The organism is Sphingobium sp. AS12, from assembly GCF_019097845.1.
Taxonomy (GTDB): Bacteria; Pseudomonadota; Alphaproteobacteria; order Sphingomonadales; family Sphingomonadaceae; genus Sphingobium.
Genome location: NZ_JAHRGM010000020.1, coordinates 24742 through 50183, shown reverse-complemented (window position 1 = coordinate 50183; position 25442 = coordinate 24742). Strand labels below are relative to the sequence as shown.

Annotated in this window: 31 protein-coding genes; 20 read left to right on the top strand and 11 right to left on the bottom strand. The window is 60.3% G+C overall.

Features of this window, described 5'->3' with window-relative positions; translation table 11 throughout:
• Positions 1-97: 97 nt before the first annotated feature.
• Together KRZ98_RS24025 and xth are read left to right on the top strand one after the other, a co-directional pair.
• On the top strand, positions 98-595 hold the full coding sequence (locus tag KRZ98_RS24025; protein WP_368389802.1) for a GNAT family N-acetyltransferase: 498 nt from the start codon (positions 98-100) through the stop codon (positions 593-595).
• Between the two features lie 76 nt (positions 596-671).
• On the top strand, positions 672-1493 hold the full coding sequence (gene xth, locus KRZ98_RS07885) for an exodeoxyribonuclease III (protein WP_217673088.1): 822 nt from the start codon (positions 672-674) through the stop codon (positions 1491-1493).
• Here xth and KRZ98_RS07880 read toward each other — a convergent pair.
• Together KRZ98_RS07880 and trxC are read right to left on the bottom strand one after the other, a co-directional pair.
• The gene (locus KRZ98_RS07880; protein WP_368389801.1) at positions 1463-1792 is read right to left on the bottom strand and encodes a hypothetical protein; all 330 of its coding nucleotides are present in this window, start codon (positions 1790-1792) and stop codon (positions 1463-1465) included. The genes xth and KRZ98_RS07880 overlap by 31 nt on opposite strands.
• Entirely contained in the window at positions 1789-2244 is a 456-nt protein-coding gene (gene trxC, locus KRZ98_RS07875) for a thioredoxin TrxC (protein WP_043150382.1), read from the bottom strand. The genes KRZ98_RS07880 and trxC overlap by 4 nt, the downstream gene beginning before the upstream one ends.
• A gap of 202 nt (positions 2245-2446) precedes the next feature.
• Between trxC and KRZ98_RS07870 the strand changes: the two genes are divergently transcribed.
• The 3 genes from KRZ98_RS07870 (at position 2447) to KRZ98_RS07860 (ending at position 4199) form a co-directional block, all read left to right on the top strand.
• Positions 2447-2722 (top strand): HU family DNA-binding protein, encoded by a 276-nt coding sequence (locus tag KRZ98_RS07870; RefSeq protein ID WP_043150384.1) that lies wholly within the window; start codon positions 2447-2449, stop codon positions 2720-2722.
• 114 nt (positions 2723-2836) lie between these two features.
• On the top strand, positions 2837-3499 hold the full coding sequence (locus tag KRZ98_RS07865) for an SOS response-associated peptidase family protein (RefSeq protein WP_217673086.1): 663 nt from the start codon (positions 2837-2839) through the stop codon (positions 3497-3499).
• 49 nt (positions 3500-3548) lie between these two features.
• Complete coding sequence (locus KRZ98_RS07860) at positions 3549-4199, top strand: SOS response-associated peptidase (protein WP_217673085.1); 651 nt, start codon at positions 3549-3551, stop codon at positions 4197-4199.
• 198 nt (positions 4200-4397) lie between these two features.
• On the opposite strand, the gene KRZ98_RS07855 is transcribed toward KRZ98_RS07860, so the two are convergent.
• The 7 genes from KRZ98_RS07855 to KRZ98_RS07825 form a co-directional block, all read right to left on the bottom strand.
• Positions 4398-4991 (bottom strand): alpha-ketoglutarate-dependent dioxygenase AlkB, encoded by a 594-nt coding sequence (locus KRZ98_RS07855; RefSeq protein WP_217673084.1) that lies wholly within the window; start codon positions 4989-4991, stop codon positions 4398-4400.
• Positions 4992-5040: 49 nt separating this feature from the next.
• Positions 5041-5415 (bottom strand): MarR family transcriptional regulator, encoded by a 375-nt coding sequence (locus KRZ98_RS07850; protein ID WP_217673083.1) that lies wholly within the window; start codon positions 5413-5415, stop codon positions 5041-5043.
• Positions 5416-5571: 156 nt separating this feature from the next.
• Positions 5572-6234, bottom strand: coding sequence for a RadC family protein (locus KRZ98_RS07845; RefSeq protein WP_176342139.1), 663 nt, complete (start codon positions 6232-6234; stop codon positions 5572-5574).
• The gene (locus tag KRZ98_RS07840) at positions 6144-6665 is read right to left on the bottom strand and encodes a hypothetical protein (protein WP_254798196.1); all 522 of its coding nucleotides are present in this window, start codon (positions 6663-6665) and stop codon (positions 6144-6146) included. The genes KRZ98_RS07845 and KRZ98_RS07840 overlap by 91 nt, the downstream gene beginning before the upstream one ends.
• Positions 6634-6969, bottom strand: coding sequence for a hypothetical protein (locus KRZ98_RS07835; RefSeq protein ID WP_086486043.1), 336 nt, complete (start codon positions 6967-6969; stop codon positions 6634-6636). Before KRZ98_RS07835 ends, KRZ98_RS07840 begins: the two co-directional genes overlap by 32 nt.
• A gap of 54 nt (positions 6970-7023) precedes the next feature.
• On the bottom strand, positions 7024-7263 hold the full coding sequence (locus tag KRZ98_RS07830) for a hypothetical protein (RefSeq protein ID WP_217673082.1): 240 nt from the start codon (positions 7261-7263) through the stop codon (positions 7024-7026).
• A gap of 65 nt (positions 7264-7328) precedes the next feature.
• On the bottom strand, positions 7329-7808 hold the full coding sequence (locus KRZ98_RS07825; protein WP_217673081.1) for a helix-turn-helix transcriptional regulator: 480 nt from the start codon (positions 7806-7808) through the stop codon (positions 7329-7331).
• Between the two features lie 68 nt (positions 7809-7876).
• Between KRZ98_RS07825 and KRZ98_RS07820 the strand changes: the two genes are divergently transcribed.
• The 5 genes from KRZ98_RS07820 to KRZ98_RS07800 all read left to right on the top strand — a co-directional run bounded on the left by KRZ98_RS07820 (position 7877) and on the right by KRZ98_RS07800 (position 15998).
• On the top strand, positions 7877-8254 hold the full coding sequence (locus KRZ98_RS07820; RefSeq protein ID WP_217673080.1) for a sigma factor-like helix-turn-helix DNA-binding protein: 378 nt from the start codon (positions 7877-7879) through the stop codon (positions 8252-8254).
• A 4-nt stretch (positions 8255-8258) separates the two neighbouring features.
• Positions 8259-9209: a toprim domain-containing protein gene (locus KRZ98_RS07815; protein ID WP_217673079.1), complete on the top strand. Its 951-nt coding sequence runs from the start codon at positions 8259-8261 to the stop codon at positions 9207-9209.
• Complete coding sequence (locus KRZ98_RS07810) at positions 9206-11266, top strand: ParB/RepB/Spo0J family partition protein (protein WP_217673078.1); 2061 nt, start codon at positions 9206-9208, stop codon at positions 11264-11266. The genes KRZ98_RS07815 and KRZ98_RS07810 overlap by 4 nt, the downstream gene beginning before the upstream one ends.
• A 267-nt stretch (positions 11267-11533) precedes the next feature.
• A complete protein-coding gene (locus tag KRZ98_RS07805; RefSeq protein WP_254798195.1) occupies positions 11534-15706 on the top strand; it encodes a strawberry notch-like NTP hydrolase domain-containing protein in 4173 nt (1390 codons plus the stop codon).
• Between the two features lie 55 nt (positions 15707-15761).
• Positions 15762-15998, top strand: a complete 237-nt coding sequence (locus KRZ98_RS07800; protein ID WP_217673076.1) for a hypothetical protein — start codon at positions 15762-15764, stop codon at positions 15996-15998.
• 109 nt (positions 15999-16107) lie between these two features.
• On the opposite strand, the gene KRZ98_RS07795 is transcribed toward KRZ98_RS07800, so the two are convergent.
• On the bottom strand, positions 16108-17076 hold the full coding sequence (locus KRZ98_RS07795) for a MucR family transcriptional regulator (RefSeq protein ID WP_217673075.1): 969 nt from the start codon (positions 17074-17076) through the stop codon (positions 16108-16110).
• Positions 17077-17235: 159 nt separating this feature from the next.
• On the opposite strand from KRZ98_RS07795, the gene KRZ98_RS07790 reads away from it, so the two are divergent.
• The 9 genes from KRZ98_RS07790 (at position 17236) to KRZ98_RS07750 (ending at position 23099) form a co-directional block, all read left to right on the top strand.
• Positions 17236-17718: a hypothetical protein gene (locus KRZ98_RS07790; RefSeq protein WP_217673074.1), complete on the top strand. Its 483-nt coding sequence runs from the start codon at positions 17236-17238 to the stop codon at positions 17716-17718.
• Positions 17711-18214 carry a hypothetical protein gene (locus tag KRZ98_RS07785; RefSeq protein WP_217673073.1) on the top strand — a complete coding sequence of 168 codons (504 nt, stop codon included), beginning with the start codon at positions 17711-17713 and terminating at the stop codon, positions 18212-18214. The genes KRZ98_RS07790 and KRZ98_RS07785 overlap by 8 nt, the downstream gene beginning before the upstream one ends.
• Positions 18215-18337: 123 nt before the next feature.
• Positions 18338-19534 carry a DUF932 domain-containing protein gene (locus tag KRZ98_RS07780; protein WP_217673072.1) on the top strand — a complete coding sequence of 399 codons (1197 nt, stop codon included), beginning with the start codon at positions 18338-18340 and terminating at the stop codon, positions 19532-19534.
• Positions 19535-19635: 101 nt separating this feature from the next.
• Complete coding sequence (locus KRZ98_RS07775; RefSeq protein ID WP_043150405.1) at positions 19636-19848, top strand: hypothetical protein; 213 nt, start codon at positions 19636-19638, stop codon at positions 19846-19848.
• Positions 19849-19917: 69 nt separating this feature from the next.
• Complete coding sequence (locus tag KRZ98_RS07770) at positions 19918-20322, top strand: hypothetical protein (protein ID WP_217673071.1); 405 nt, start codon at positions 19918-19920, stop codon at positions 20320-20322.
• Between the two features lie 127 nt (positions 20323-20449).
• On the top strand, positions 20450-22117 hold the full coding sequence (locus KRZ98_RS07765; RefSeq protein ID WP_217673070.1) for an ATP-binding protein: 1668 nt from the start codon (positions 20450-20452) through the stop codon (positions 22115-22117).
• Positions 22118-22162: 45 nt separating this feature from the next.
• Positions 22163-22486, top strand: a complete 324-nt coding sequence (locus KRZ98_RS07760; RefSeq protein WP_217673069.1) for a hypothetical protein — start codon at positions 22163-22165, stop codon at positions 22484-22486.
• 61 nt (positions 22487-22547) lie between these two features.
• Positions 22548-22868 carry a hypothetical protein gene (locus tag KRZ98_RS24020; RefSeq protein ID WP_254798194.1) on the top strand — a complete coding sequence of 107 codons (321 nt, stop codon included), beginning with the start codon at positions 22548-22550 and terminating at the stop codon, positions 22866-22868.
• A 24-nt stretch (positions 22869-22892) separates the two neighbouring features.
• Complete coding sequence (locus KRZ98_RS07750) at positions 22893-23099, top strand: hypothetical protein (protein WP_217673068.1); 207 nt, start codon at positions 22893-22895, stop codon at positions 23097-23099.
• 16 nt (positions 23100-23115) lie between these two features.
• On the opposite strand, the gene KRZ98_RS07745 is transcribed toward KRZ98_RS07750, so the two are convergent.
• Positions 23116-24549, bottom strand: coding sequence for a DUF6880 family protein (locus tag KRZ98_RS07745; RefSeq protein ID WP_217673067.1), 1434 nt, complete (start codon positions 24547-24549; stop codon positions 23116-23118).
• A gap of 350 nt (positions 24550-24899) precedes the next feature.
• Between KRZ98_RS07745 and KRZ98_RS07740 the strand changes: the two genes are divergently transcribed.
• Positions 24900-25403, top strand: a complete 504-nt coding sequence (locus KRZ98_RS07740; RefSeq protein ID WP_217673066.1) for a DUF736 domain-containing protein — start codon at positions 24900-24902, stop codon at positions 25401-25403.
• The last annotated feature ends 39 nt before the right edge of the window (positions 25404-25442 follow it).

Sequence of the window (25442 nt, the reverse complement as noted above, 5' to 3'; positions counted from 1 at the left end):
GAGCAAGGCTCGCGGCGGGACCGAAGTTCAGGGAGGTGCCGCTCCAAAGGGGGAAGAAGCGACAGGGCATGAAATAGCATGTTGCGATGAATGACGGGTGAAGCTGCTGTTCATGAGCGCTGCAGCCCGGTTTTTCCAGCAAGGCTTGTGGCTGCCACGGCATCGGAACGCAAAGGCCACGCCGCATTCGTCAGCAGACAGCTCTAGCGGAACCGCGCCATTGTCCATCTGTTCGATCTATCGACCGGCTCTGCGAAAATCGCCGATGCATATGACCCGAAAGAAAGAGGAACCGACCATGGCTGAGACGCAGGACGTCCGCGATAATGAAGGCGAGAGCCGCTATGAACTCAAGGTCGATGGTGGCACGGCTATTGCGGCCTATGAACGGCGCGATGGCGCATTGATCTTCACGCACACGCAGGTTCCTGAGGCGCTCGAAGGGCAAGGCATTGCCAGCAAGCTGATCGCCGGCGCGTTGGCGGACGTGCGGGAGAAAGGATTGAAGGTCGTGCCGCTATGCGAATTCGTCGCCGGCTATTTTGATCGCCATCCAGAGGAGCAGGATTTGTTGGCGCTCGACGCGCCAGGCTGATCGCAGGGATGTGTGGATCATCCATGACTTATAACCATTCCCATGTCTCTCCCGCGCCAGCTAGGTCAACGCAACGATGAAGATCGCGACCTATAATGTGAACGGGATAAACGGGCGTCTGCCTGTCCTGCTGCGATGGCTGGGCGAAGCCGCACCTGACATCGTCTGTCTCCAGGAATTGAAGGCGCCACAGGATAAATTTCCTGAAACAGCGATCCGCGACGCAGGCTATGACGCGATATGGCATGGGCAAAGCCAATGGAACGGCGTTGCGATCCTGAGCCGTGTCGGTGATATCCATGAGACGCGCCGCGGCCTGCCCGGCGATCCGGACGATATGCAAAGCCGATACATCGAAGCGGCGGTTGCCGGGGTCCTGGTTGCTGGTCTTTATCTACCCAACGGCAATCCACGCCCTGGACCCAAGTTCGACTTCAAATTGCGCTGGTTCGAGCGGCTTCATGATCACCTTGCCTTGCTCGTCGATCTCGATGCGCCGGTTGTGGTCGCCGGGGACTTCAACGTCATGCCAACCGATCTGGATGTTTATGCGCCCGAGCGGTGGCGGGACGATGCGCTCTTCGCGCCGGAGGTGAGGGACGCCTATCGCCATCTGCTGGAGCAGGGATGGAGCGACGCTCTGCGCGAATTGCATCCTGATGAGACCATCTACACCTTCTGGAAATATTGGCGCGGGGCGTTCGAGCGCAACGCGGGCCTTCGGATCGACCATATTCTGCTCAACGCAAAGGCACGCAGCAAGCTTGAATGGGCGCAGGTCGATACAGCGCCGCGCGGATGGGAAAAGACGAGCGACCATGCTCCAGTTTGGATTGAGCTGGCCAACAAGCCGGTGCGCAAGGCGCGTCAGTCGAGGGCTGCAAACCAGTCAGCATAGGGCGTATTGCGCGCCATATGGCGATTATAGTCAGGTGCGCCATCAGTCCACCAGACTGGGCCACGCTCGCCAAGTCCGCGTTTGGCAATGTCCGCCGCCGCATGCGCTTCACGCTCGGCCGATACATCGCCGTTTTTACGGGCGTCGCGCACGGCTCTACGCGCCTGCATCAGATCCGATACCAGGGCAGCGCGAACGTCCTCGTCCAACGCGGGATTGGACAGTCGCCACAGGCGACCGCGCACGACGAAATAACGGCCATCGGGCGTCGCCGGGTGGGTGGCGGGCTCCCGGCTCACGCCGGTCGTGCCGCCTCGCGCGCCCATGCAACGATGGCCTGTTGCGGCATAGCGCCCGATTGCCGCGCAATTTCGCGGCCACCCCGAAACAGGATCATCGTGGGAATGGACCGGATGGCATAGCGACCCGCGATCGCTTGATGCGCCTCGGTATCGAGTTTCCCAAGGCGCATATAGGGTTCAAGTTGTCCGGCCGCGGCGCTGAAGGCGGGGGCCATCTGACGACAGGGGCCGCACCAGTTCGCCCAGAAATCGACAAGCAGGGGAATGTCGGACCGCGCGGCATGCGCGTCGAAATTATCTGCGGTCAGTTTGACGGGCTCCCCAGAGAATAGGGGGCGCTTGCATCGGCCGCAGGTTCCTCCCTTGGCCAGCCTTTCGCGGGGCAACCGGTTCGCCGTTGCGCAAGCCGGACATATGACAATCAGGGCATCATTGGGCGCAGTAGCCATTCTGGTCTCCATCCTGCATCGTCTTTGATGGCATAGATGCCATAGATGGGATCGGGCATCCCGAATGTCAGGCCCCGCAAAGGCAAGCACGTCCTGGGAGGACGATGAAGCCCATAGACTGCCAAAAAGCGATGGCGTCCTGGCTGGACGTTGGCTTGCGCTCTCGTCTATGCCCGCCGTCCAACGACACAGGATATAGCCCATGAACAATACAGATCTCGCGGAGAAGATCGCCGGCGACAACGGCCTCTCCAAGGCGGATGCCCGCAAGCTGGTCGATGCGGTCTTCGCCGCAATCGCCGATGCCGCAGCAGCGGGCGAAGAAATTGCCCTGAACGGCTTTGGCAAGTTCAAGGTCAAGGACGCGCCAGCGCGCGAAGGTCGCAACCCCTCGACCGGCGCCACTATCCAGATCGCAGCTGCCAAGAAGCTCGGCTTCACGCCTGCCAAAGCGATCAAGGACAAGCTGAACGGCTAAGGATTTTCCGGGAGGCAGCCTTTCAAGGCGCTTCCCGGCTATCGCCGGTTGACAATATTGTTCGCTTTATGTTCCAATCATCGGATGTCTTTCGAGTCTCCCTAGGAGCGGTCGATGTCCAGATTGCATACGACCCTGGCGAGTGTCGGCGAAGTCGCCATGCATTTCGGTGCGGCGCTGCCGCAAGGGCCTGTCCATTTTGCTCGTGAAACCACCGAGGGCGCCAACGGGCTCGTCGTCTTTGAAAGCCGGGGACGTCGGCTGTTACGGTCGATGGGGTGGGGCTTCCCGCGCCTGACCCGCGAGATGCGCGAACATGGCGATGATCCTCAGCGGCTGGGGCTGGTTGCCGATCTCACCAATCCCATGTGGGAGCATATGGTCGTGGACCCTCGCTATCGCTGCCTTATCGTCCTGACCCATTTCGCCAATCCAGACGGCGCGCCCGGGCATAAGACGAGGACCTGGTTCTCGGTCAAACATGCGCCCGTCATGGCCTGGGCCGGCTTCTGCCGGAACCTGCCTGATTACGGCCCTGTCTATGCGGGCATGACAATGGTGGCGAACGCCGCTGTCATGCCGACCAATGACAGGATGCCGGTTCTTCTTGATCCGCATGACTATGACGCATGGCTGCACGGCAGCATCAGGGACGTCATCGGATTCCAGCATCGCGCGCCTTTTGCTGCCGAACGCATGGTCGTCGAGCATACAGACGATCTCTGGCGCAGCGGAAAATCGCCCGCCACAGCGCAGCCGCAGCTTGCCTTGCTCTGAGCGCTACGCAACACATGTAGTCGGGCGGCGCGACAAGGCAGGTGCAACAATGTGCAACCTCTATACTGAGCGATTGAGTGCAGCCGAGGTGGCGGCGCATTTCGGCGTCGAGGCGCCCGACATCGCCGCCATGAACGTGCCGGACGAAGTCTATCCCGGCTATCCCGGCATGGTGGTGCGCGAGGCAGAAGGGAAGCGTATCCTTCAATCCATGGTCTGGGGATTTCCGCTGGTCCTGCGCGGCATGAAGCCTGGATCCAAGCCCAAGCCTGTCAATAATATCGCAGACCTGCGTAAGCCCATGTGGGTTGGTCTCGCGCGAAAACCGCAGTGGCGGTGTCTTATCCCGCTGACCGCCTTTGCAGAGGCCGAAGGCGAGAAGGGGAGCAAGACCCGTACCTGGTTCAATCTGAAGAATCGACCGGTCTTTGCCTGGGCCGGCCTTTGGCGAGAAAGCCAGGAATGGGGCGCGGTCTATTCGGGCGTCATGACCGATTGCAATGAAGCGATCCGCCCGGTGCATGATCGCATGCCCGTGCTTTTGGATGAGGATGAATATGACCAGTGGCTGGGCGGATCGTTCGAGGATGCAGTCGCTTTCCAGGATCGCTGCTTCCCCGACGATCTGATCGAGATGACGCGCACCAGCGATCCCTGGAACAAGCCGCGGGCAGCAGCATCCGCGCCGTCGCTCCTGTAAGGGGCGATCTTGAGCGCTGGGCCGAAGCGCTGGCGGTAGAGCGGCAACATGGCGCCGATGCAGGGCAATTTATCGCAGAAAGAGTAAGAACTCTCGCACTGGCGGGTGATGAGGCAGGCGTGACGCGATGGCTCGACATTGCAACACGGCTCGATCAGCTACTTGATGCAGGCGCCCTGGAGCACTGAAGCTTTGTTGCTATCTGACCATGTTCCGGTCCGTCAGTGTGTCTGACAGCGTACGGAAGGTGATCGACCAGCGGGTCTCTTCCATTTCGGCTATGCTATGTTCCCATTGGTACCGCGCTTCGCCACGGAAGTGATAGATCGAACGCGGGGCCAGCGGGACGGTGACGCGATCGAAGCCTTCCGCCTTGCGCCGCCGAAAGCGTAGCGGTGCGGACACGCCCAGCGAAATGCCAACGACATGGTCGAAGACCGGGCGATCGCGATGCCAGCCAATGCCTGCGCCGGGATCATATCGGATCAATAGTGCCTGGGCGAGGCTGGCGGGCTCAAGGCCGGCAAAGACAGCGGCTCTGTCGCGGGCAGGCAGTAGCCAATCAGGTATGGGATCTGTCGGCCCGAAGCGTGCATCATCAAAATCATAGCGCCAGCCAAAGGAACTGGTCAGGCGCTTGCCGAGCCAGCCCTGAAAACGGAATGGCTCGAGCGCGGATGCGTCGATCCCGGCGATCAACCTCAACTCTTCGTCGCGCGAGAGAAGGTCGTCACGATAGGAGAGGCCCGGAATTTTCGGGGTCTCGAACAGATCGGGAAACAGGCTGGCCATCCATGCCTAAATTGAGACGCTGCGCTTAGAAGGCAATCGCATAGGTGATTTATGATTTCCCGCCTTCCCATAACTCAATAATCCGATCAAGCAGACGGTCGACGATGGCAAGGCCTTGGGCCGTCATCGAAATCGCGACGCGTCGCCCATCTGGACGAGGAATCTCCCGCGTCACCAGCCCTCGCTTTTCCATCTCGGCGATCTTGCGGTGGGCGGTCGATTGCGGAATGTCGGGGGCGGCCGTATACAGGGAGAAGAGATAGACCTCCCGCTTCTCATATTGCGCCAGGTAAAGATCGAGCAGCATGTCCCAGACAGGGCTGGGGCATAGACGATAGCCAATAGCCTCACCAATCGTCCGCCGCATGGCCACCAGCCTGCGGCACATATCGATACGTCTGTCGAGGGGATATATCTGCGTCATGTCATGCCTCCTTTTTTGGATACTGACCCTTCGCTCCTCTCTTCGGCCGGTGGACGAGCGGGCCATGTTTGACAGCCACATTGATCATTGCGGTTCGCCTGAAGTGGTTGCCGCCTTTCTGGCTACGCCTGCTGTGCGGCGCGGCGGGGCGTGGGGCTAAAGATACCCCGCCTGGCGGAAGCTCACATGCCCGGCATGGGCGATGACCAGATGATCATGAACCGCGACATCCAGGCAGCGTGCGGCATCGACAATCTTCCTCGTGAAGGCCCGGTCAGCCCGTGAAGGCTGAGGTTGGCCCGATGGATGATTATGAATAAGAAAAATTGCGGTCGCGCCTATCTCGACGCATCGCTTCATGATTTCGCGCGGATAGGCGTGCACATGAGATATGGTGCCGGTCGCCAGCACCTCATCTGCCAGTATCTCATTGACGGCGTTAAGGAAAAGCACCCGCAACTGTTCGACCGGCGCGAATGCCATGGTGGCGCGCAGATAGTCCAGCAGTGCCTGTTCGTTCGAGAGTATCGATTTACCGGCGAGTTTTCCGCGCAGAATATGGTGGATAGACATTTGCAGGCACTCAAATGTCCGCTCGACACAAAGCGCGCCATCCAGAAGGCGCATCCGGTCCTGGCGCCGCGCAGAGAGGGTTGCAGCAAAAGAACCGAACCTGTCGACCAGCCGCTGCGCCAGTTCGGGCGCGCGCGCCGGACAGGTGAGCGCGATCAGCTCTTCCAGGGCCTGTCGACACCGCGCTGTTTTATCCGGCTGCGATGTCGAAAGGTCGCGCCGATGAGCATGGTTTGTGCCACCCAACTCCACACCGCCAGCGCATCGACATAGGCACGCGGTACAATCGCCGGCATCAGGATCCGCATCAGATGCACGGCTACCTCTGCGCCTAGCATCGCCGCAACCCAGAGCGGCCAGAACCGTGTGCTTTGTAGAGAAAGCCATATAAACACACTCAATAAGGCAAAATCGACCAGGAGAATGGCGATCTCGATATGATGGAACCGGTCGCCGAACGGATCGACAAGCCCTACGGACAGACAGGCAGCGCCCAGCAGGGCTGCAGCGCCGATCCTTTCGGGCGTGCCGCCCCGCCATGCGGCATAGAGGGTGCTGACAATGAGCAGGGTCAGGAACGCGATTTGCCGGGTCATGACCTGATTGAACCCAGGTAGCCGCATTGCGTCAATCGTCTCTTGCGCGTCAAACGACGCGCAGATGGGCAGGCTGATCATGCGAGACAACTTTGAAAAGATCGCCATAGGCGGTTTGCCCGAGGCCAACATCATCGCTGGCCCGTTTGAGATGGGCGTGGGTTATGACCATCTGCTCGCGTGTCTGCGCAATCAGCATGACAGCAGCGGCAGATGTCGCGATAGCCTCCTGGCCGATCGCGGCCGCAAAACGGGCATCAAGACGGGCCAGAGGTAGCGAGGCGTTGAGTTCGGCAATCCGGGCAGCAGCAATATCGAGCGCAGCTTCGGCAGCAAACAGCCGCTCGGCAACCGATTTGGCGATGGTCTGTCGTTTAATACGCATAGAATCTCCTTCCCGCAAAAGCGGGTGAACAGGGAAAACATAAAAATGTTGGTTTTATTGGCGAGCCAGGGCGTCTAGCGCCGAGAGCAGTGAAGCGGCCGATCCAGCCATCACAAGAGCAAGCGTCGCCATGATCGCAAGAGCGATCAACGTCATGTTCGAAGTCAGGTCATTGTCGGGCCTCCCGCTTGTGCGGAACGGCAGAAAATTGCCCATAAGGGGAAAGCGCACCAAACCATGGTAGCCCTCCTGCTGCGTGGCCAATAAATCGGCATCGGCAATATCTGCGTCCACTTGATCGTCAGTGGAATCAGATTGGCCAGACGCAGCCGGGAATGGCAGGACCAAAGATTGGGCGCCTATTTTTGGGCCCCCGAAGATGTCTCGGTGTGGTCCTCTTCGTAGGCAGCCACGAGGCGTGCCGCCTGCTGCCGGCCAATGCCGCCCAGCTTGCCGCGCGCTTCATATATATGCTTGTCGACACGGCCGGAACTATTGCCCAGTCGCGAAGCAATTTCCTTGCTAGAATAGCCCTGCGCCACCAGTACAAGGCATTCCCGTTGCCGACCCGTAAGGCTGGCGAGCCTTGTCTTGAATGCCGCAATGTCCGGCGAAACGGGTGGTTTGTTCACCATCGCGCTACTGTCTCCAGCCTGGCGACGCATCCGGGGCAGATCGGTCGCGTCTAATATCTCCTCTGCGGCCCCGCTCACAATGTCATGAAATTGCAACGCAAACGCAACCATTGGGCCGAGCAATTGAGACGAATTGAAGAAAATTTGCATAGCGATGTCGCAACTGGCCTGGTGCGGGATGCCGCCATCCAGACCTCCGGGCATGGAGGGGAGGGGATGGACAGGGGATGATCGGGCAGGTTTCGGCCAGAACGTCCCAACGGATATCCACCATGAACGCACTTATCGTAAGCCTCGCGCGCCATATATGCGCCTGCCTGCGTTGCCGCAGGGATCAGGCTCTCATAGGCACTATATTTGTCTGGCTCGATGACCAGGAACAAGCGGATCGGCATGATCTTCTAACCAAGCAGCGGTCGCAGGACCGATCCGCATGGCCTCGCGAGCAATCTGCTTTGCCTTCCGACAAAACCGATATGACCGCACGATGCGCTGAACATATGCCAACACTGACCCGGCTCATTCTCTTGCTGCGCGTACGTTATGCCATGCAGATTGACGACATTGCCCGGACCTGCGAGATCCGCCCCCGCCGGGCTCGTCGCCATTTACGGCGAGCCGTGGCGATCCTTGCGCGCGACAGGCATTGACGCAATGACGGTTCCCATCGACCGGCTTGTCATGGAAGCGCGCGCAAAGCTGCTGGTCAACCGTCTGGGCGGCCGCTGGACGTCGTCTGGCGGTCTGTGCCTTTGCCCGGCCCATGACGATCATAATCCCAGCCTTTCTGTCCGACTGGGCAAGACAGCTCTGCTCTTCAAATGCTTTGCAGGCTGCCATGCCAGCGATGTCCTGCGCGCAATCGCACGGATCGACCATCAGGCGCTGGCAGCTTGTCATAAGCCAGGTCATTCGACGCGCGATTTCCAATCCGGTTTCGGGCGCCAGGCGAGGGACATCTGGCGTGCGAGCCGACCGATCGCTGACACGCTGGCGCAGGCCTATCTGCAGTCGCGTTCCATCACCAATCTGGGAGAATGGCTGCGTTTTCATCCGCGAACGCCCTTGCGAACCGACACGGGGCTTGAGTTTCGCCCTGCCATGATTGCTGCCGTGCGCGACAGAGAAGAAATTGTCGCCATCCACCGGACATTCCTTGATCCTCGCTATTCCCGTCTCGCCGCTGCCGTGCAACCGGCCCGTCGCTTGCTGGGCCGACCCGGCCATGGTGCCGTCATGCTGGCTCCTGCTACCGATATTCTTGGTCTTGCCGAGGGCATCGAGACGGCCCTGTCGGCCATGTCCTTTCTCGACATTCCGGTCTGGGCCACGCTCGGTAGTGAGCGCTTGCACACCATTGCTATTCCCGCGTCGGTTAGCCGGCTCATTCTGCTTCCCGACAACGATCGTGCGGGCAAAATCGCCGTTGTGCGTGCGCTGGCGGCTTATCGCGGCGCCGGCAGGCCAGTCAGGCATATCTGGCCGCCATCAGGCTATAATGACTGGAACGATGTCCAGCAGGCAAGGGAGGGAGGGGGATTGGATGATGTGGCGCAGGAAGACCCGATGGGCGGGTCTTTGGCGCCTGGAGATCCCAGTCGATGAACCAGCTTCCCATTCTCGTTGCCGCGGCGAACCTCAGCAAGTCGCCATCCAATGTCCGCAAGTCCAGCGATGCTGTCGCCGACGCCCAGCTTGAGGCCAATATCGCCGCCAAGGGCATAAGGCAGAATCTGATCGGCGTGCCGGTTGCGCGCAAGAAAGGCCATTATCGTATCGCCGCGGGCGGACGGCGCCTCGATGCGGTGCATCGTCTCATCGAAAAGGGCGTCTTCGGGCCAGACTATCAGGTGCCGGTGCTGGTCCTGCGCGACGCGAAAGATGCGATCGCCACCAGCCTGGAGGAAAATTTCTTCAAGCTCAGCATGAACCCAGCGGACACCTGCCGGGCTTTCCAGGATATTGTCGAAACCGAAGGCAAGACCCCGGCCGAGATCGCCAAACGTTTTGGCCTGACCGAGCGCTTCGTACTGGGACGGCTGCGCCTTGCGGATCTGGCACCCTGCATTTTTGACGCCCTGCGCGACGGCGAGATCAGCCTTGAGATTGCCACGGCTTATGCCAGCCGTCCCGATGCCGTGCGCCAGGCGCAGATATTCGAAACTCTGGCGCAGAGCTATTACCGCAATAATCTAAACGAGATTCGGCGCCAGCTTGCCCAAGGCAGCTATAGTGGCAATGACCCTAAAGCCCTGCTTGTCGGCCGCGAGTGCTATGTGGCCGCCGGTGGCCGGATCGACAGCGACCTGTTCACCGACGATGCGAGCGAGATGTGGATCGATGGCGACCTGCTCGATCAACTGGCGACCGACAGGCTGGCGCAGGCGGCGCAAGCGATCCGGGAACGGGAAGGCTTTGGCGATGTCCGCATCGTGCCGACCACCCATATTACCTATAGCGCAACCTGGGATCTCAAGCCCATTGAGGGCGAACAGCCACCGCTGACGCCAGAGCAGGAACAGCGGCTTGCTGATATCGAAGTGGAACTGGAAGCGTTCGAGAACCCGGTTGAAACCGACGAGACCGAGGAGGAGGTCGAAGCGCGCTATGATCGGCTGAATGCTGAATATGAGGCAATCCGGCAACGGGCACCGATTCTGACCGAGGAGCAAAAGGCGTCCGCACTGGCCTATGTGGTGATCGGTTCCGACGGTCAGCCGCGCGTCCACGAACAGCTTTATCATGTTCCGGCTGAACAGGCCGACGATGCGCAGGATTCGACCGGTGATGATGAAGGCGATGCGGATGCGGATTGCGCGCCAGCACAGGTGGCGCCGGCCCAGCCAAAGATCAGCCAGCGCCTTGCCGATGAGCTCGCTGAAATGAAGGCTGAACTTCTGCGCGTCCATATCGCCAGCGATCCGCGGTTCGCGCTCGATCTCGCCACCTTCTTCATGGCTGACGCGGCAACGCGCACCTATGGCAGCGCCGAACGGGCCACCGACCTGCGCGCCAATGCCCCCGCATCGCCGCTTCATGGCTATGAGAGCGATACGCCTGCCGCCGGACAGTGGCTCAAGCTGCAAGGAGATCTTGATCGATGCTGGATCAATCATGCCGATGTGCGGACACGCTATGACGCCTTTTGCGCTTTGAGCCAGGAGGCACGGGCTGCCTGGTTCAGCTGGGCAATTGCCCGGACGGTCCAGGCGGTGCCTGCCGGGCGGACCGGCAGCGTGTTTCTCGACCATCTGGGGGTCAAGTTCGGGATCGATGTTACCGCCTGGTGGCGACCGACCGCGCGCAACTATTTCGACCGGGTCAGCAAGGCGATGATCCTCCAGGCGTTCGAAACGGTCGGCGGCCTGGAACTGAGTTCCCGCTACGCGGCGTCGAAGAAGCATGATCTTGCGCTCTCGGCCGAGCGACTGTTCAGCGGCGATCTCATCGTCGAGGCAGAGGTCAAGGAACGCGCGCTGCAATGGTTGCCGGACGCCATGCGCTTTGTGCCGGTTGGTGAAGCTGAAGCCAGTCTCACCGGAGATGGCGATGCCGATTGTGGCGTCGGGCGGGTCAGTGTCGATGGAGATGCTGCGGCGGAAGCGCTTGCTGAGGCGCCTGACGAAGATTCTGGAGAGGACCGCGTCGCGCAGGCGGCCTGAGCCCGGGGTATAATGCTGGGGACCATGATGTGTCGTCATGGTCCCTTTTTCTGTCCGCCGTCCTGGGAGGGAAGGGGAGCGGACGAGGTGTGGACCGATCGGGTCCGAGCCCTGGAGATTTTTATGACTCTTCCTTTGTTCGCTACGCAGCAGCCTGATCCCGTCGCAACGCGTTCATGCGCGCAACGCCTATTCGATGTCGCGACAATACTCGCCGGCAGTCTGACGCAATCGCAGATACCGACCCGACATGCCCTACGAAAGCTGATGACAGCAAGCTTTGGCGCGAGCGATGCACAAGGCGCATGGTCGATGCGCCAGGCCTATGACGCGCTTGAAATCGCCCTGATACTGTTCCTGCGGCGGGGGAATAGTGGCATCGCCAGATCCGGAGATCCGACTGCCTGTTACGCCGCTTTGCGCCGTCTTGAAACCAGCCTGCCCACGCATAGCTATCGCAGCGAACAGCAGATCGAGATGCAGCAGTTCAGCACGCCGCTGACCCTCGCCTGGCTGGCGGTCCAGGCAGCACGCCTTGGGCCAGAGGATCATATTCTCGAACCATCGGCAGGCACGGGAATGTTGCTCGGACCCATTCCGCCTGGACGCTGCACCTTCACGCTCAATGAACGCGATCCCGACCGCGCGGCGCTGCTCACGCTTGCCATCGGGCAGGCTGTCACCTGCCATGACGCGGAATATATCCATGACCTGTTGCCCCTGGGCGATGATCCTTCTGTGGTCCTGATCAATCCGCCCTTCGGTCGCAGCGAGGGACGCGGCAATGACCGGCAGGCCGGGGCGCGGCATTTGCGCTCGGCCTTGCTACGACTGCGCCAGCACGGTCGCTGTGTCGCCATCATGCCACCTGGCTTTGCTGCTGATGGCAGCGGCGCAAAAGCCTATGCGACGATCGCGCAATTGATCCCTCCTCGCGTTGAAATCACCATCCTGGGCAGCCCCTTTGCCAAACATGGCACCGGTATCGCTGTACGACTGCTGTTATTCGACAAGGGATGGCATGGTCAGGGACAAAGTCATGTCGCCGATAATCTGGACGCAGCGCTTGATCTCGTCCTGGCACTGCCTGACCGGCTCGATCCACCTGCCTTGTTGCCACCCCCGCCGTTGCCAAAGCCACCAAGTCCTGCCGTCGCGTTCCATCTCCCTCGCCCAAAGGCAAAGGATGAGGCGGCATCGCTGTTTCGCACTTTGTCCGCCACGCCGCTCGCCGCGCCGGCGCGTATAGCAGCAAACAATGCCAATGCTGTTCCGCTTTCCTACGCCGTTCGCGACACGCCTCTGCCGGTAGGCGAGCCTGTTGGCATCTATGCGCCCTGGCGGCTTGCGCGGATTGCGATCGAAGGTGCGACACCTCATCCCGACAATCTGGTGGAATCCCTGGCCATGGGATCAGTATTGCCGCCCGTACCGCGCTGGCAGCCATTATTACAACCAAGGGCGCTCGCTGCCCTGTCCGAGGCGCAACTGGAAACCATCATCCATGCAGGCGAAGCCTTTTCACGCGATCTGCCCGGTACGTTCACGCCCAATGCAGCAGGGGATCAACTCCATGAAGATCCTGCAGGGCGCGCCTATCGGACGGGCTATTTCATTGGCGATGGCACAGGCGTTGGCAAGGGCCGGGAAGGGGCGGGCCTGATCCTTGACCAGTGGAACAGGGGTAATCGCCGTGCCATCTGGATTTCGCGCAGTGCTGCCCTGCTCGAAGACGCCCGAAGGGACTGGAGCGCCCTTGGCGGCCTGCCGATCGATATCCAGCCGCTCGATGCGTTACCGCTCGGTGAGCCGATCGCCATGACGTCTGGCATTCTCTTCCTCACCTATGCAACGCTGCGCTCGGTCCGTCAGGACAACATCTCACGCCTGCAGCAGATATTGGGCTGGACCGATGCTGAATTTGAGGGCGTCATCCTGTTTGATGAATCCCACGCGATGGGCAACGCTGCGGGCACGCAAGGCGATTTTGGAACGGCGAAGGGGTCAGAGCAAGGCCTGGCGGGCGTTCGCCTCCAAAATGCCCTGCCCCGCGCGCGGATAGCCTATGTGTCCGCGACGGGTGCCACCAAGCCTGAAAACCTCAGCTATGCCTCGCGCCTTGGCCTGTGGGGGCCGGGCACAGGCTTTACCGACCGCAGTGCTTTCATGGCGGCGATGGACGGGGGCGGGATCGCCGCGATGGAGATCGTGGCGCGGGATCTCAAGGCCACCGGCCTCTACACCGCGCGGGCGCTGAGCTTTGCCGGAGTAGAATATGATCCGCTCGAACATCGATTGAGCCCTGACCAGATCGCCATCTATGATGCCTTCGCGGATGGGTGGGCGGTGATCCATGCCAATCTGCACCAGATATTGGGCACTTCCGGCGTCGTCGATGCCATGTCGGGTCAGACGCTGAACGGCCAGGCCAAAGGCGCGGCGCTCAGTCGATTTGAAAGTGCCAAGCAGCGCTTCTTCTCGCAATTGTTGATTGCGATGAAGGTGCCGAGCCTGATCAAGTCCATAGAGGCAGAGATAGCCGTCGGCCATGTTGCTGTCGTGCAACTCGTCACGACAGCCGAAGCGATATTGGAACGCCGTCTTGCCGATTTATGTGCGGAAGATCGTGCCAGCTTAAATCTTGACCTGTCGCCGCTTCAAATCCTGATTGATTATCTCACATCGGCCTTTCCCACCCGGCAGATGCGGGTGTACCGCGCCAGCGACGGCGAACTACGCTCTGAACCGATGATCGATGCCGACGGGCAGCCCGTCCATTGCCAGGAAGCGCTCGATGCGCGCGACACGATGATCGAGGATCTGTGCGCGCTCCCTCCCATCCCTGCTGCCCTGGACGCGCTCATCGCGCATTTTGGTGCGGACAAGGTCGCCGAGGTTACCGGGCGCTCACGCCGGATCGTCGTTGATAGCAGCGGGCGGCAGCAGGTCGAGCGGCGCGGCACACATGCCAATATCAGCGAAACACGAGCGTTTATGGAAGGGGTCAAGCCCATATTGATATTCAGCGACGCCGGATCCACCGGGCGCTCCTACCATGCCGATCTTGCCAGCAAAAGCGCAGACAAACGCCGCATCCATTTCCTGCTCGAACCAGGTTGGCGTGCCGACGTCGCGATCCAGGGGCTTGGACGCACCCATCGTACCAACCAGGCCTGCCCCCCGGTGTTCCGGCCTGTGACCACCAACTGCAAGGGCGAACGCCGCTTCATCAGCACGATTGCGCGAAGGCTGGATGGCCTTGGAGCCCTAACTCGCGGACAACGGCAGACGGGCGGCCAAAATATGTTCGATCCGGCCGACAATCTTGAAAGCGACTATGCGCGTGAAGCGCTTGGGCAATGGTATCGGCTGCTTTTCGCAGGCAAGCTTTCCAGCGTGACGATGGGCGACTTCGTCACACTGACTGGTCTCAAGCTCGTCGATGAGGGCGGTAACCTGCTTGAAACCCTCCCGCCCATCCAGCGCTGGCTCAATCGCATCCTGGCGCTGCGGATCGCGATCCAGAATGCGATCTTTGAGGAATATATGGGTCTTATCCAGGCGAGGGTGGACGCAGCACGCGCGGCGGGTACGCTGGACCTTGGCGTCGAGACTATTCGCGCCGAGCGGATCGAGACCTTGTCTGAGCAGATTTTGCGCACAGATCCGGTGACCGGCGCGCAGACCCGTCTGTTGCGCCTCGAGCTTCACATCCGGCCCCGCGTTACCACATGGCACATCCTGAACCAACGGTATCAGGGCATGGACGACATGGCTTGGTTGCGCAACAGCCGCTCCGGGCGCGTCGCTTTGCTATTGCCCTCCTGGTCGATCACCGATGAAGAAGGGCGACCCATTACCATGTGCCAGCTTGTCCGGCCCACCGGATCGACGCGGATCGGCCGGGCATCGCTCGCTCATAGTCACTGGGCCTGCATCGATGCCGAGACATTCAAGGCTGACTGGGACGAGGAGGTAGCCGCCGCGGCAGGACGGCTCGACGTCGAGACCATCTGGGTCGCGACGGGCCTTCTTTTGCCTGTCTGGAACAGGCTACCACAGGACGATGTGCGGGTGTGGCGTATCGATAATGGCGCGGGCACATCCATTTTGGGCCGGATCATTCGTCCGGGCGCGGTTGAAAAACTGCAGGCAGCCTTTGGACTGGAACAGGGCATAAGGCTCGGTGCCAGAGACCTGCTTACTGCCGTAAAAGCTGGGGACGACGTCGCCATACCGGGTCTTGGCAAAGCGCGTCTTGCCTATGTTCTCGTCAACAGTGCCCGTCGCCTTGAAATCCGCGCCTATGATACTGGTGACCGCGCCTGGCTGAAAGCGCGCGGCGTGTTCAGCGAGATCATCCAGTATCGCACGCGGCTTTTCGTTCCCGTCGACAGGGCTGTCGAAATACTCGACGCGATCATCGCGGAGCGACGCTGAGACAGCCATGTGTAACATGCCAATGCCGTACCCGCTTATCTGACAAGGAAAACTGATGTTCAATCCGTTTCAGCGTACATGCGCCGACGCCTATTGCGAGGGTGACTTCGCCCATGTCGAAGATATCGAGCAGGTTCGCGCGATGCGCGACACGCTCTTCACATTTCTGATGATTGAGTTGGGCAACCCCGAGGATTGCGACACGCGCGAAGAAGCACTGCGCAGAATGACGGTGGCCATTGGAAACATCCAGGATGTTGCCGCCGCCATTGAAAAGATGCAGACAGCCTGAATATCTGGACTCGCAGGTAGCAATCCTAAGGTCAGACATTGGCCGCCGAAGCTCATGGAACCCAAGCACCCCGGCGGCTGTCCTGCTTAACTCGATGCCTCGGACCAGGTCAGCTTTCCGCCATTTCCGACGCGGGCTGTGCGTCGGGCGTTTTGATACCGAGGGTCTTGCGAGGGGATTTTACGGCTTTTGCAGAGCGAGCTTTAGGTGCGGGTTCCGCTGCCGTCTTTTTCGCGGTGACGCTCGATTGACGTTTCGCTTTCGCAGGCTTCGAGGCTTTGACGGTGTCAACCGGAGGCGCGATCGCATCACTAGATGTCGCCGATATGCTGGCTTTGGATGGCGCTTTTTGCGCAGGCTTGGCGACGGGCTGGTCTCCTGCTGGCTTCACCTTGCGCGATGCCTTGGGCGGTAAAATGTCGGCAGATGTCGCTATGGCGTCTTTTGGAGCGTCGGTTGCGGACACCTTTTCATCGGCGGTTGATGCTATGGGCGCAGATACAGCCTCGCTTGCAGGCCTGGCCCGGCTTGTTGCGACCGTTGTTTTAGGCGTCTTTACCTTCCGCTCCTTGCCCGTCACAGGCACAGCCGCTTGTTCAGTGGGGACATCAGCGATGGTCGGCTCGCTCGTGGCCGGCGACGCATTAGCAGCGCTCGCTGCGGCGGCTTTTGCTGCAGTTCCGCGCTGTCCAAGGCCAAGCCTTTGCGCCACTTCCCGGCGCTGCGCGGAATAGCCCGGTGCAACCATGGGATAGGTTGACGCAAGACCATAGCGCTCACGATATTGCGCTGGTGTAAGGCCATGCGAGGCCAGATGCCGCTTGAGCGTTTTATAAGGCCGGCCATCGATGAGGCTGATGAGATGCTCGCGGGAGGCGAGACTTTTGCGAACACTGACCGCAGGCGTGTATTCCGGTACGGGCTCTGCTTCCGCTGCCGATGTTTGCGCCACCAGCGCTGCACGCGTCGACTGGATCAACCCTGCCAGATCTGCGCTTGGCACCATATTATTGGTGACATAGGCGCTGAGCAACTGAACGGTCAGAACCGTATAGTCGGGCTGGTCGGCATCGGTCATGGGAATATCCTGTCCAAGACATGGTGAGAATGTCGGCGCTGCAGGAGCCGCAGCTCAAAAACAGGACTTTAGCCATCCGGGCCGTGAGTTGTCAAAGGGGAAGGGGGGGGGCGAAAGGCAGGCACTCGGCCTGTGAACCGGAGATAAAGGAGTTTCGACATGGGCGATCGTACATCAGCCTCCATAAGCATCGGGGGTCTATTATCCCATGCCCTAACCCCTGATCTGATCCATGCGATCAGGGCGGATGGCGGTCGTGCGGATTGGGAGGGGTCATTTCTTAAATCGGGCGACATCGTAACAGGACAGGTGATTGAGGCGCACGCATTCGATCTCAACGGGGGCATTTTCGACATCACCGAAGATTTTTGCGTTTCAAACGGCATACCATTTGTTCGGACGTCAGGAAGTTGCAGTGGCGTCTATGGTCCAGAAAAGGTCGTGCACACGGGAAACGGCGTCCTTCGCCATTTCGAGCTGAATGAAAACGGCAGTGTCATATTCTCGTTCTGCGAAATACAATCCTTGGGTACGATTGATGCGATCAGAAAGCGGGCAGAATTCGCTAACTTTCTGCCACCGCCGATCAGTATGGTCGAAAATGCCGTCGCAGACATCGCAGGAGGTCCGGATAATGGCTGACATTTATATTCAGGGTAGTTTTGCGCTCACATGCCATATGGCAGAGGCTGAAACATTGGGCCAAGCCTGGTACGCAGTAATGGCACTGCGTGATGAAGTCGAGCCTGACACCCCCTCCGCGCCTCTGATTGCTTTGTTTCCCCCGCGTGAACCGCACGATCCATGGTCGGGTCTGCTCAGCCTCTTCGACGATCCCGATTTCCCCGACTATGGCGCTGAGCCCCAGTTCGATGTCGATCGGGATAATCGGGACATGCGAATAGTGGTAATTTGCGGGATGACGGATTTTCAGCCTGCGCCGATCGCCATGCTAATCCAGCGATGCTGTGCCCAAAGCCTGGCACAGGCACCGATCGGTTTTGAATGGGCGGAAGTCTGTTCCAGACCGCGCGTCGGACATTTCCGCGGCGGGTGGTGCGCCATCTTTCCTGATCGCCTCGAATTTGAAAGCACCCATCATGCTCTGTCTGCCGCCCTGAGCGGTGCCGTGATCTGAACGGTGACACGCTGTTTGTGGGACACAGGACCATGGCCAGACATGCGGAAGGGAGGGGGGAAGGGATTTGCGAGGATCAGTGGCGCTGCCCTGGCTTCATGACTCTTATGAGGAGAGCCTCCCATGTCCAGTCTTGCAATCCCTGTCGACAGTGCGCCGGTAACGGGTGCCTATCGCGTCGATATTTCCCGCGGCCATAATGTCAGCCGTGTCTCGTCAGAATGGTTTTCGCGTCCCGATGACGAGAAATTCCTGTCGCTGACCGACCTTTACGACAATGTCCGCACGCGGGCCGAGCGAGCGACGACACGGATCGTCGAAAGCCGATCGCTCCGGGTCGAGGCGCGTGCCGATAATCCGGAACGCCTGACCCTGTTCGCGCCGGGCGAGGATATGCCCATCGCGCCCACCAACTGGTCCTTTGGCCAGCTCTCCAGCCTGGTCGGTGCACCCGCTTCCTATCTGCGCTCGCTGCCCGCTGCGCTTGCTGGCATCAATCTCCAGCATGGCCTGCTGGCACATCGCGGAGAACAGGTGAAGCTGCTTCAGACGCAAAATGGCCGCGCTGAATTGCGCGCGGTCACAGGTCCTGATTATGGACGCATCTGGGATCATGAGCTGGTCGCCGCAGTCATGAAGATCGCGGGCGACGGCGTGGGCGATGCGCGCTGGAAAGTGCCCGGCGTCCTCGACTGGTCTTCAATGCACTATAACCCCTTTGTCGATGTAACCCGCGATACGACGACGCTCTATGCGTCCGATCGCGATGTCTTCCTCTTCCTTGTGGATGATACCCACCCGATTGAGGCCGGACGCCTTGCCAATGGCGATCCGGACCTGTTCTTCCGCGGCTTCTACTGCTGGAATTCGGAAGTCGGGTCAAAGACGCTGGGCATTGCCACTTTCTACCTGCGCGCCGTCTGCATGAATCGCAATCTGTGGGGTGTCGAGAATTTCGAGGAAATCTCGATCCGCCACTCCAAGTTTGCCGCCAATCGCTTCGCCCATGAAGCCGCGCCTGCACTTGAAAACTTCGCTGATTCCTCCGCCAGCGGCTTCATCCAGGGCATTCGCGCCGCACGCGAGCGCATCGTTGCCCGCAGCGACGAAGATCGCCAGACATTCCTGCGAGGTCAGGGTTTTTCCAAGGCCGAAACCGGCAAGATCATCGCCACCGTGCTGGCCGAAGAAGGTCATCCGCCTGCCAGCATTTTCGACTTTGTCCAGGGCATCACCGCCCATGCCCGGTCCAAATCCAACCAGGACAGCCGTCTCGACGTTGAGGCGAAGGGACGCCGCTTACTCGAACGGGCGCATTAAACCCGGCTGATCCCGGCACCGCGTCGCCCAATCCCCCATTCCCCCACCAGTGACGGTCGTTGGAAGGCGATCGTCACGCTCGCCCTTGAAAGGACGCCATCATGCGGACCTCGTCCCAGCATTCGCTCCAAAGCTTTCGCGTCGATATCCACTTCTTCAGCGGATCTGACCTTTATGCCTGTGAAACCTACCGGATCGATGCACCCGATTGGTATCGCGCCGAGCAGCAGGCGCTGCAATTGTCGGGCGAGAGCGCTTACGACAATAGTCGGGTGCCGGATCTTCGGCGCACGGCGACATCATCGCTGGCCTGATCGTGCGTCTACCACGCCATGTCGCCGCGCAGACACACCTCCTACACCATATATTTGAGGAGTTTTCCTATGCCTTCCTCTGCAAAGCACGGCCTTGCCTCGCTACTGGCGGGATCGTCCATGCCCGCCCGCACCCATCCTGAATTGCGCAGCCGACCTGCAGAACAGTCGCCCACGCCCGCAATTGGCATGATCGGCAAATATCAGCTGCTTTCCACCGCGCATCTCTCAATGAACACGGCGCTGCTGCTCGATAGCTGGTGCAATGGCCACGCCCATGAAGCGCCAACCACCGTGGCGCGCAACGCCCATGGCTGGTTTCTGTCGACCCGCTCTATGTCAGCCGATTGCGAACGCGCCCTGCCTGCCGATCTGATGGCGGCCATCCTCTTTGCGCGGCGGCGCGGCATCGATCTGCTGCATTTCGACTGCGATGGTCCAACGCTGCCGCAATTGCTGGTGCATGACTGGTGAGCATGGAGCACGCCCACGGCATGTCGCTTTGCACCGATCGGCCTGGCAGCGTCGCATTTGCGATCGGAGGGGAGGGGGACTTTGAGAAGGGGTGGAAAATGACCGCCTGTCCAAGGAGACACATATCATGGCTTTACCTCTCACGATCACCCCACAGGTGGGCGCGTCCCTCATCACGCGCGTCACGCGTCTGTTCAATGGCACGATCCACGATGTGCTGAACGAACTTCTGCAAAATAGCCGCCGCGCTGGCGCCAGCGCTGTAAATCTGGATCTTGAAGGCTCCGATGGTGCCCCCATCCTTGTTGTAAGTGATGACGGTTCGGGCATCGATGACCCGGCTGCGCTGCTGACTCTTGGCTATTCAGGCTGGAATGATACGGTTGCCCACCGCGAAGATCCGGCCGGCATGGGCATGTTCAGCCTTGCAGGACGTCAAGTCGAAATACGATCCTGGTCGCGCAGCGCGGGCAGGGGCTGGATGGTCGAGATCCCCGATCAGGGCTGGCAGAGCCTGTCGCCGCTCATGATCCAGCCCTGCGCCATAACCGGCGGTACGCAGTTGCGCATCGCTTTGCCGGACGCATGGGCCAAGAATTTGCTTGCCGCTGCCCGCAACGCCGCCCGCTATTTTCCGCTGCCGGTAACTTTGTCAGGCACGCCACTGCCACGGGAGGATTTCCTCGCCGAAGCTGTTCGGGTCGAAAACTGGCAGGGCTGCCGCATCGGCATTTTCGGCTGGCGCGGCTACCAGCCGGTCGACATGGCCCGTATTAATTTTCATGGGCTTACCGTGCCTTGCGATTTGCCGTTCGTTTCGGAGGTCGGCAAAATCGACAAATGGTGCGTGAAGGTCGACATTATCGACGCGCCCGATCTGCAACTGGTTCTGCCTGCGCGCAAGGAAATGGTCCGCAATGCAGGGCTCGACGCGCTCAAGATCGCTGCAGAAGCCGCTATTTATCGGATGATCTGCGACAATGGCGACCATCGACTGGGCTTTACGGAATGGACGCGCGCCAGGGCATTGGGCATCATGCTGCCGCATGCAGCGCCCTGGCTTCCATGCTGGGCACCAATGACCGTCGACAGCATGGGGTGCGATCAGGGCGAACCCATATCGTCTCCTGATATGCTGGTCGTGCCCGCAATGGAGATAGATCTTCAGCAAGGCGCTGCGCCGATACTGAATGCGCCGGAAAAGCTCGGCATGTGCACGGTACGGATCGCGCCGGAATTTTCTGGCTATGACTGGTATGACAGACTGCCCCGCCTGCAGACTCTTGCCTTTGTGATAGAGCAAAATGGCCTCGAACATATCTATGAGGCCGACACCGAACTGGATCCTTCCTGCACATCGGGACGGGCCGACGCAATCACGCTCGAACTGGGGATCGCCGATTGCGCCTTGCCTGGCGCGACGCTTACGAACCGATGCTTCCCGCTTGAAATGCTGGTGTGTCGCAATGAAGGCTATGATCTCGATGATGCGATCATCCTTATTGGAAGGAACGCCGTCGTTTCACCCGATGATCTGGCCTGGCAAATGGAGCTGAGCCTTTTTAGGTCATCGGATGACAGCGATTGCGACAGTTGGGAAACCCAGCAGGATAATTTTCAACGAAGCGCGCGTAACAACGCTTATGCGTTGCTGCTGAGCGAGGAGGAGGCTCTGCTGCGGCAAATCCGCGACAGGCTTACCGACAAGGTGCAATGGCTGATACCGCCGGACCGCACTCTCACGGTTACAGCGACCCGTACGGGCGTCGAACTGACATTGGAACCGGCGCCATGACGCCTTTAGACCCTCCAAAAAGTCCTGCTCTGGGGGAGGCCTGATATGCGACGATCCGCGATGTTCACCCTGTCCACTATGCATATTCCGCTCGCCGAGCGACAGAAGATCGAAATGCTGATCAGGGCAGCGCCGCGTGGCGATGACGGCCGCTTGCATGTCGCGCACGATGATCTGGTTATCGAACCCCATCTCTACGGCTTCTTCGTTCATTGCGGCATCGCCGCCTGCCAGGCCGCCGATCCGCCGGACATCTCGCCTCAACTTTGGGCGCTTCTTTCGGCAGCCGATGCGAGCGGAGCATCCTGGCTGCTGTTCGACCGGGATGAACCTCCATCCTCTTGCTGGCCGATATTCGATGTCGAATGATCGCGCACTTTGTCTCCCTGCCACAAGCGCGCCGGGTCTGTATTTTTGACAAGCCCTGGCCATGCCGGACTATATCAATAATGATATTGGACGTCGTCGAAGGAGTTTTATCATGCCTGACCGTTCCAGCCTGGAAACGCGCCTGCCAGAAGGGCAAGCTTTCATAGGGCATACGCGGCTCGACATATTGCGCGCTGAACTAGATCTTGGTGCGACCAGCGGGCCTGGCATTCCCGCAGAACAGGCCTTTGCAAAGGCAAGGGCGCGCGTTGCCGATGTTGCTGCCGACTATGATGTGCCTGGCTGTTCCTGGCGTGCGGGGAACCGACCGGCCGATAGCATGAAAGACCAAAGTGATTCTGGTGGAAAGCCATCGGCATAAAAAGCCCCTGATGGAGAAGTCTTAATGTCCAACGCCGATCCTGCGGCATCGCTATCGCCGCGCCGCCAGCGACTGTCCTCGTTCGAAAATTCTTACGCCGTCGCCTTGCAACGCCAGCGGCAGACCGGCGTCAGCCAGTTCATCCTTCGCACGGCGAACCCTTTGCAGCCCTTCCGCACGACCAGTCGTGCGCCCAGGTTTCAGGAATATATTGTCGCGCTGGTCGCTTGAACAGAAATGGTCTCGCTCAGCCCTCCCAAAAACCCCGTCTGCGTCCATGCTGTGCCTGGAGCGCTGCTACATAGGTTTCATGGTCGGGATGATCGCCATAATCATCGATCCTGCAGGCAAGATGCGCGCAGCTCTCCAAATGGCGGGCGGCATGCGGATATCGTTTGACCCGCGCCCGTTCCAGCGCGAAATTGACCATCGCGCGAAGCGCCAATGTGGCCGCCAGCGGATGGCGGCTTTCCAGTGCTTCGGCAGCATGGTTGAGAAGTTCATAAGGATCGCCATCCAGTTCGTCAGCGCGCGCCAGCACCATAGCTGCCGCGCCCTCCATATCAGGCCAGGCGAGCAGGAAATGCAGGGCATGGGATAAGGACGGAAAGGCGCGGACGTGGGCCAGCGCCTTCTTCTCCGCGTCGAGATCGTCAAAATCGGGTAGGCGTTTGAGATATGCCCGCAGATATTGCGCGTCGAGCGCCGTGGCGAACCTATCCCATCGTTCGGCCTGCGCCTCGTCGGTGCGGCCCAGGGAATCGAGGATAGCAATCCGCACCCGGTCCCAATCCGGCCAGTGGCCACCTTTCTGCCTTACGGCCTGCGCGTGCTCGATAGCCGCCATCGCCTCGTCCGTCCGGCCCGCGTCGCCCAAGCGCTCGGCTATCGCCGCGGCGATGGCGGGATTGTCGCGCTGTTCGATGGGATATTGGGCTATGAAAGCATCCACATCACCCAGAGCATCGGCAATATCCAGCAGCGCAGTCTGGACCGTGCGGGCGTGACGCCGGATCTCCATATCATCCTCGTAGATGGCGCCGCCTGACCCATAGCCGATGACCTGCCGCTCGGCCTGCGCCTGGCGTTTCGGAGGGTTTGTCGCCATCGCCTCGAACCTGGTCTTGAGCAAGCGGAGGCCGCCTTCCGCCAGAACCGGCGCCATCAGGGTGATGAGTCCGTCAAACTGGCCATAGCCATTGTCGCAGACGCTATCGAATACCCTGTCCGCTAGCCGGGCGGTTGGCATTTTCGCTGCCGCGGCCAAGGGCGCAAGATCGGGTAACGCAGTGGCGAATATCGTGCCGATCTGGCCGCTGCTATCATCGCAGCGATCGAACACTGGCCTTGCCAGGGCAACCAGCTTCCAGATCAGATCCAACGCCGTCGCCGGATCATGGGGGGCGACATGATCCATGATCGCTCTCCGTTGCGTCTCTATGTCCGCTGCCAGCAGCTTTACCTTGTGCCAGTCGACAAAGGCTTTCGCCTTGGCGATGGTCGCAAGCCGCTTGCCGATCTCGCCGGCAACATCCCCGCTGCCACGCACGCTGGCCAGCTCCAGCCGCAACCGCCGCTTGGCCTGCGCGTCCCCCGTCACAAGCTCCAGCAGCAATTGCGCCAGGCGCTGGGCGCCAAGCGCTTCGAGGTTGGTCTGATTGAGGGTTTTGGATGTGGCCATGCGCCATTTCTGTCGTCCCGGGACGATGGGCGTCAAGCGTGGAATGATATCGGAACTGGGGAAGGGCGGCTGCCCGCGCGGTGCGCGGGCACCGGGCTGGCGGGCTGGCGCCCCAAGCCCCGCTGCGCGGGTCTTGGCCCTGACGGGCGCAAATCCCTGCCGCGTGGGGAGGGGGTTTGCCCAAAAAGAAAGCGCGGTGGGGCGTGGGGCCTTGGGGGCATAAGGCGGAAAGGCAGCGGGTCGCCGCTACCAGTGGCGCAGGGGGCGAGGGCAGGATCAGAGGAGAGGAGGATCTGAAAAGATTGTCGCCGGAAATGGGTTTCGAGCGATTATCTGGAAAGGTTAAGTCAATGAACATCGGAGAAGTTCGTATCGTCAATGGTCGTCTGGAAGGCCGTGTCGCCACCCGCACCATCGATCTCCCCCGCATCGGCCTGCGCAAGGTCGACAGCCAGAACCCCCGTGCGCCGGTCTATGAAATCCTCGCGCTCAACGTCGCACGGCGCTGGGTGCAGGTCGGTGCGCTGTGGGAAGCGGTGGCCAAAAAGTCGGGCGAAATATTCCTCGCCGGCAATATCGATGATCCCAGCCTGCCCGAACCGCTGCCGGTGGCCTTTTTCCCGACCGACAATGGCGGCTATTCGATCGCCTGGCGGCGTGACACGCTGCGCTCGGACTTTGGCGGCACCGGCTTTGGCGCCGCCAATTATGACCGGATGGGCGGCGGTGACGCTGGCTATGATCGGGCAGAGGATAGCGGCTTTGGCGCTAGCACCGCCGGCATGGACGGGTCGCTGGCCGGTGCCGACGCGGGGTTCGACAGGCAAGCCGACTTTGAACGGCTGAACGGCTGATCATCCGCACTGTGGCCGGGGAAGCATTCGCTTCTCCGG

Excerpts from the sequence above, each read along its gene's own strand:
- KRZ98_RS07795 (WP_217673075.1), bottom strand. The coding sequence starts at position 17,076 with ATGACCGATGCCGACCAGCCCGACTATACGGTTCTGACCGTTCAGTTG.
- KRZ98_RS07770 (WP_217673071.1), top strand. The coding sequence starts at position 19,918 with ATGCCTTCCTCTGCAAAGCACGGCCTTGCCTCGCTACTGGCGGGATCG.
- KRZ98_RS07820 (WP_217673080.1), top strand. The coding sequence starts at position 7,877 with ATGAACGCACTTATCGTAAGCCTCGCGCGCCATATATGCGCCTGCCTG.
- KRZ98_RS07765 (WP_217673070.1), top strand. The coding sequence starts at position 20,450 with ATGGCTTTACCTCTCACGATCACCCCACAGGTGGGCGCGTCCCTCATC.
- KRZ98_RS07825 (WP_217673081.1), bottom strand. The coding sequence starts at position 7,808 with ATGCCCGGAGGTCTGGATGGCGGCATCCCGCACCAGGCCAGTTGCGAC.
- trxC (WP_043150382.1), bottom strand. The coding sequence starts at position 2,244 with ATGGCTACTGCGCCCAATGATGCCCTGATTGTCATATGTCCGGCTTGC.
- KRZ98_RS07805 (WP_254798195.1), top strand. The coding sequence starts at position 11,534 with ATGACAGCAAGCTTTGGCGCGAGCGATGCACAAGGCGCATGGTCGATG.
- KRZ98_RS07800 (WP_217673076.1), top strand. The coding sequence starts at position 15,762 with ATGTTCAATCCGTTTCAGCGTACATGCGCCGACGCCTATTGCGAGGGT.
- KRZ98_RS07810 (WP_217673078.1), top strand. The coding sequence starts at position 9,206 with ATGAACCAGCTTCCCATTCTCGTTGCCGCGGCGAACCTCAGCAAGTCG.
- KRZ98_RS07855 (WP_217673084.1), bottom strand. The coding sequence starts at position 4,991 with ATGGCCAGCCTGTTTCCCGATCTGTTCGAGACCCCGAAAATTCCGGGC.
- KRZ98_RS07780 (WP_217673072.1), top strand. The coding sequence starts at position 18,338 with ATGTCCAGTCTTGCAATCCCTGTCGACAGTGCGCCGGTAACGGGTGCC.
- KRZ98_RS07745 (WP_217673067.1), bottom strand. The coding sequence starts at position 24,549 with ATGGCCACATCCAAAACCCTCAATCAGACCAACCTCGAAGCGCTTGGC.
- KRZ98_RS07760 (WP_217673069.1), top strand. The coding sequence starts at position 22,163 with ATGCGACGATCCGCGATGTTCACCCTGTCCACTATGCATATTCCGCTC.
- KRZ98_RS07840 (WP_254798196.1), bottom strand. The coding sequence starts at position 6,665 with ATGATCAGCCTGCCCATCTGCGCGTCGTTTGACGCGCAAGAGACGATT.
- KRZ98_RS07835 (WP_086486043.1), bottom strand. The coding sequence starts at position 6,969 with ATGCGTATTAAACGACAGACCATCGCCAAATCGGTTGCCGAGCGGCTG.
- KRZ98_RS07850 (WP_217673083.1), bottom strand. The coding sequence starts at position 5,415 with ATGACGCAGATATATCCCCTCGACAGACGTATCGATATGTGCCGCAGG.
- KRZ98_RS07785 (WP_217673073.1), top strand. The coding sequence starts at position 17,711 with ATGGCTGACATTTATATTCAGGGTAGTTTTGCGCTCACATGCCATATG.
- KRZ98_RS07740 (WP_217673066.1), top strand. The coding sequence starts at position 24,900 with ATGAACATCGGAGAAGTTCGTATCGTCAATGGTCGTCTGGAAGGCCGT.
- KRZ98_RS07865 (WP_217673086.1), top strand. The coding sequence starts at position 2,837 with ATGTCCAGATTGCATACGACCCTGGCGAGTGTCGGCGAAGTCGCCATG.
- xth (WP_217673088.1), top strand. The coding sequence starts at position 672 with ATGAAGATCGCGACCTATAATGTGAACGGGATAAACGGGCGTCTGCCT.
- KRZ98_RS07870 (WP_043150384.1), top strand. The coding sequence starts at position 2,447 with ATGAACAATACAGATCTCGCGGAGAAGATCGCCGGCGACAACGGCCTC.
- KRZ98_RS07790 (WP_217673074.1), top strand. The coding sequence starts at position 17,236 with ATGGGCGATCGTACATCAGCCTCCATAAGCATCGGGGGTCTATTATCC.
- KRZ98_RS07860 (WP_217673085.1), top strand. The coding sequence starts at position 3,549 with ATGTGCAACCTCTATACTGAGCGATTGAGTGCAGCCGAGGTGGCGGCG.
- KRZ98_RS07815 (WP_217673079.1), top strand. The coding sequence starts at position 8,259 with ATGACGGTTCCCATCGACCGGCTTGTCATGGAAGCGCGCGCAAAGCTG.
- KRZ98_RS07750 (WP_217673068.1), top strand. The coding sequence starts at position 22,893 with ATGTCCAACGCCGATCCTGCGGCATCGCTATCGCCGCGCCGCCAGCGA.
- KRZ98_RS24020 (WP_254798194.1), top strand. The coding sequence starts at position 22,548 with ATGCCGGACTATATCAATAATGATATTGGACGTCGTCGAAGGAGTTTT.
- KRZ98_RS07775 (WP_043150405.1), top strand. The coding sequence starts at position 19,636 with ATGCGGACCTCGTCCCAGCATTCGCTCCAAAGCTTTCGCGTCGATATC.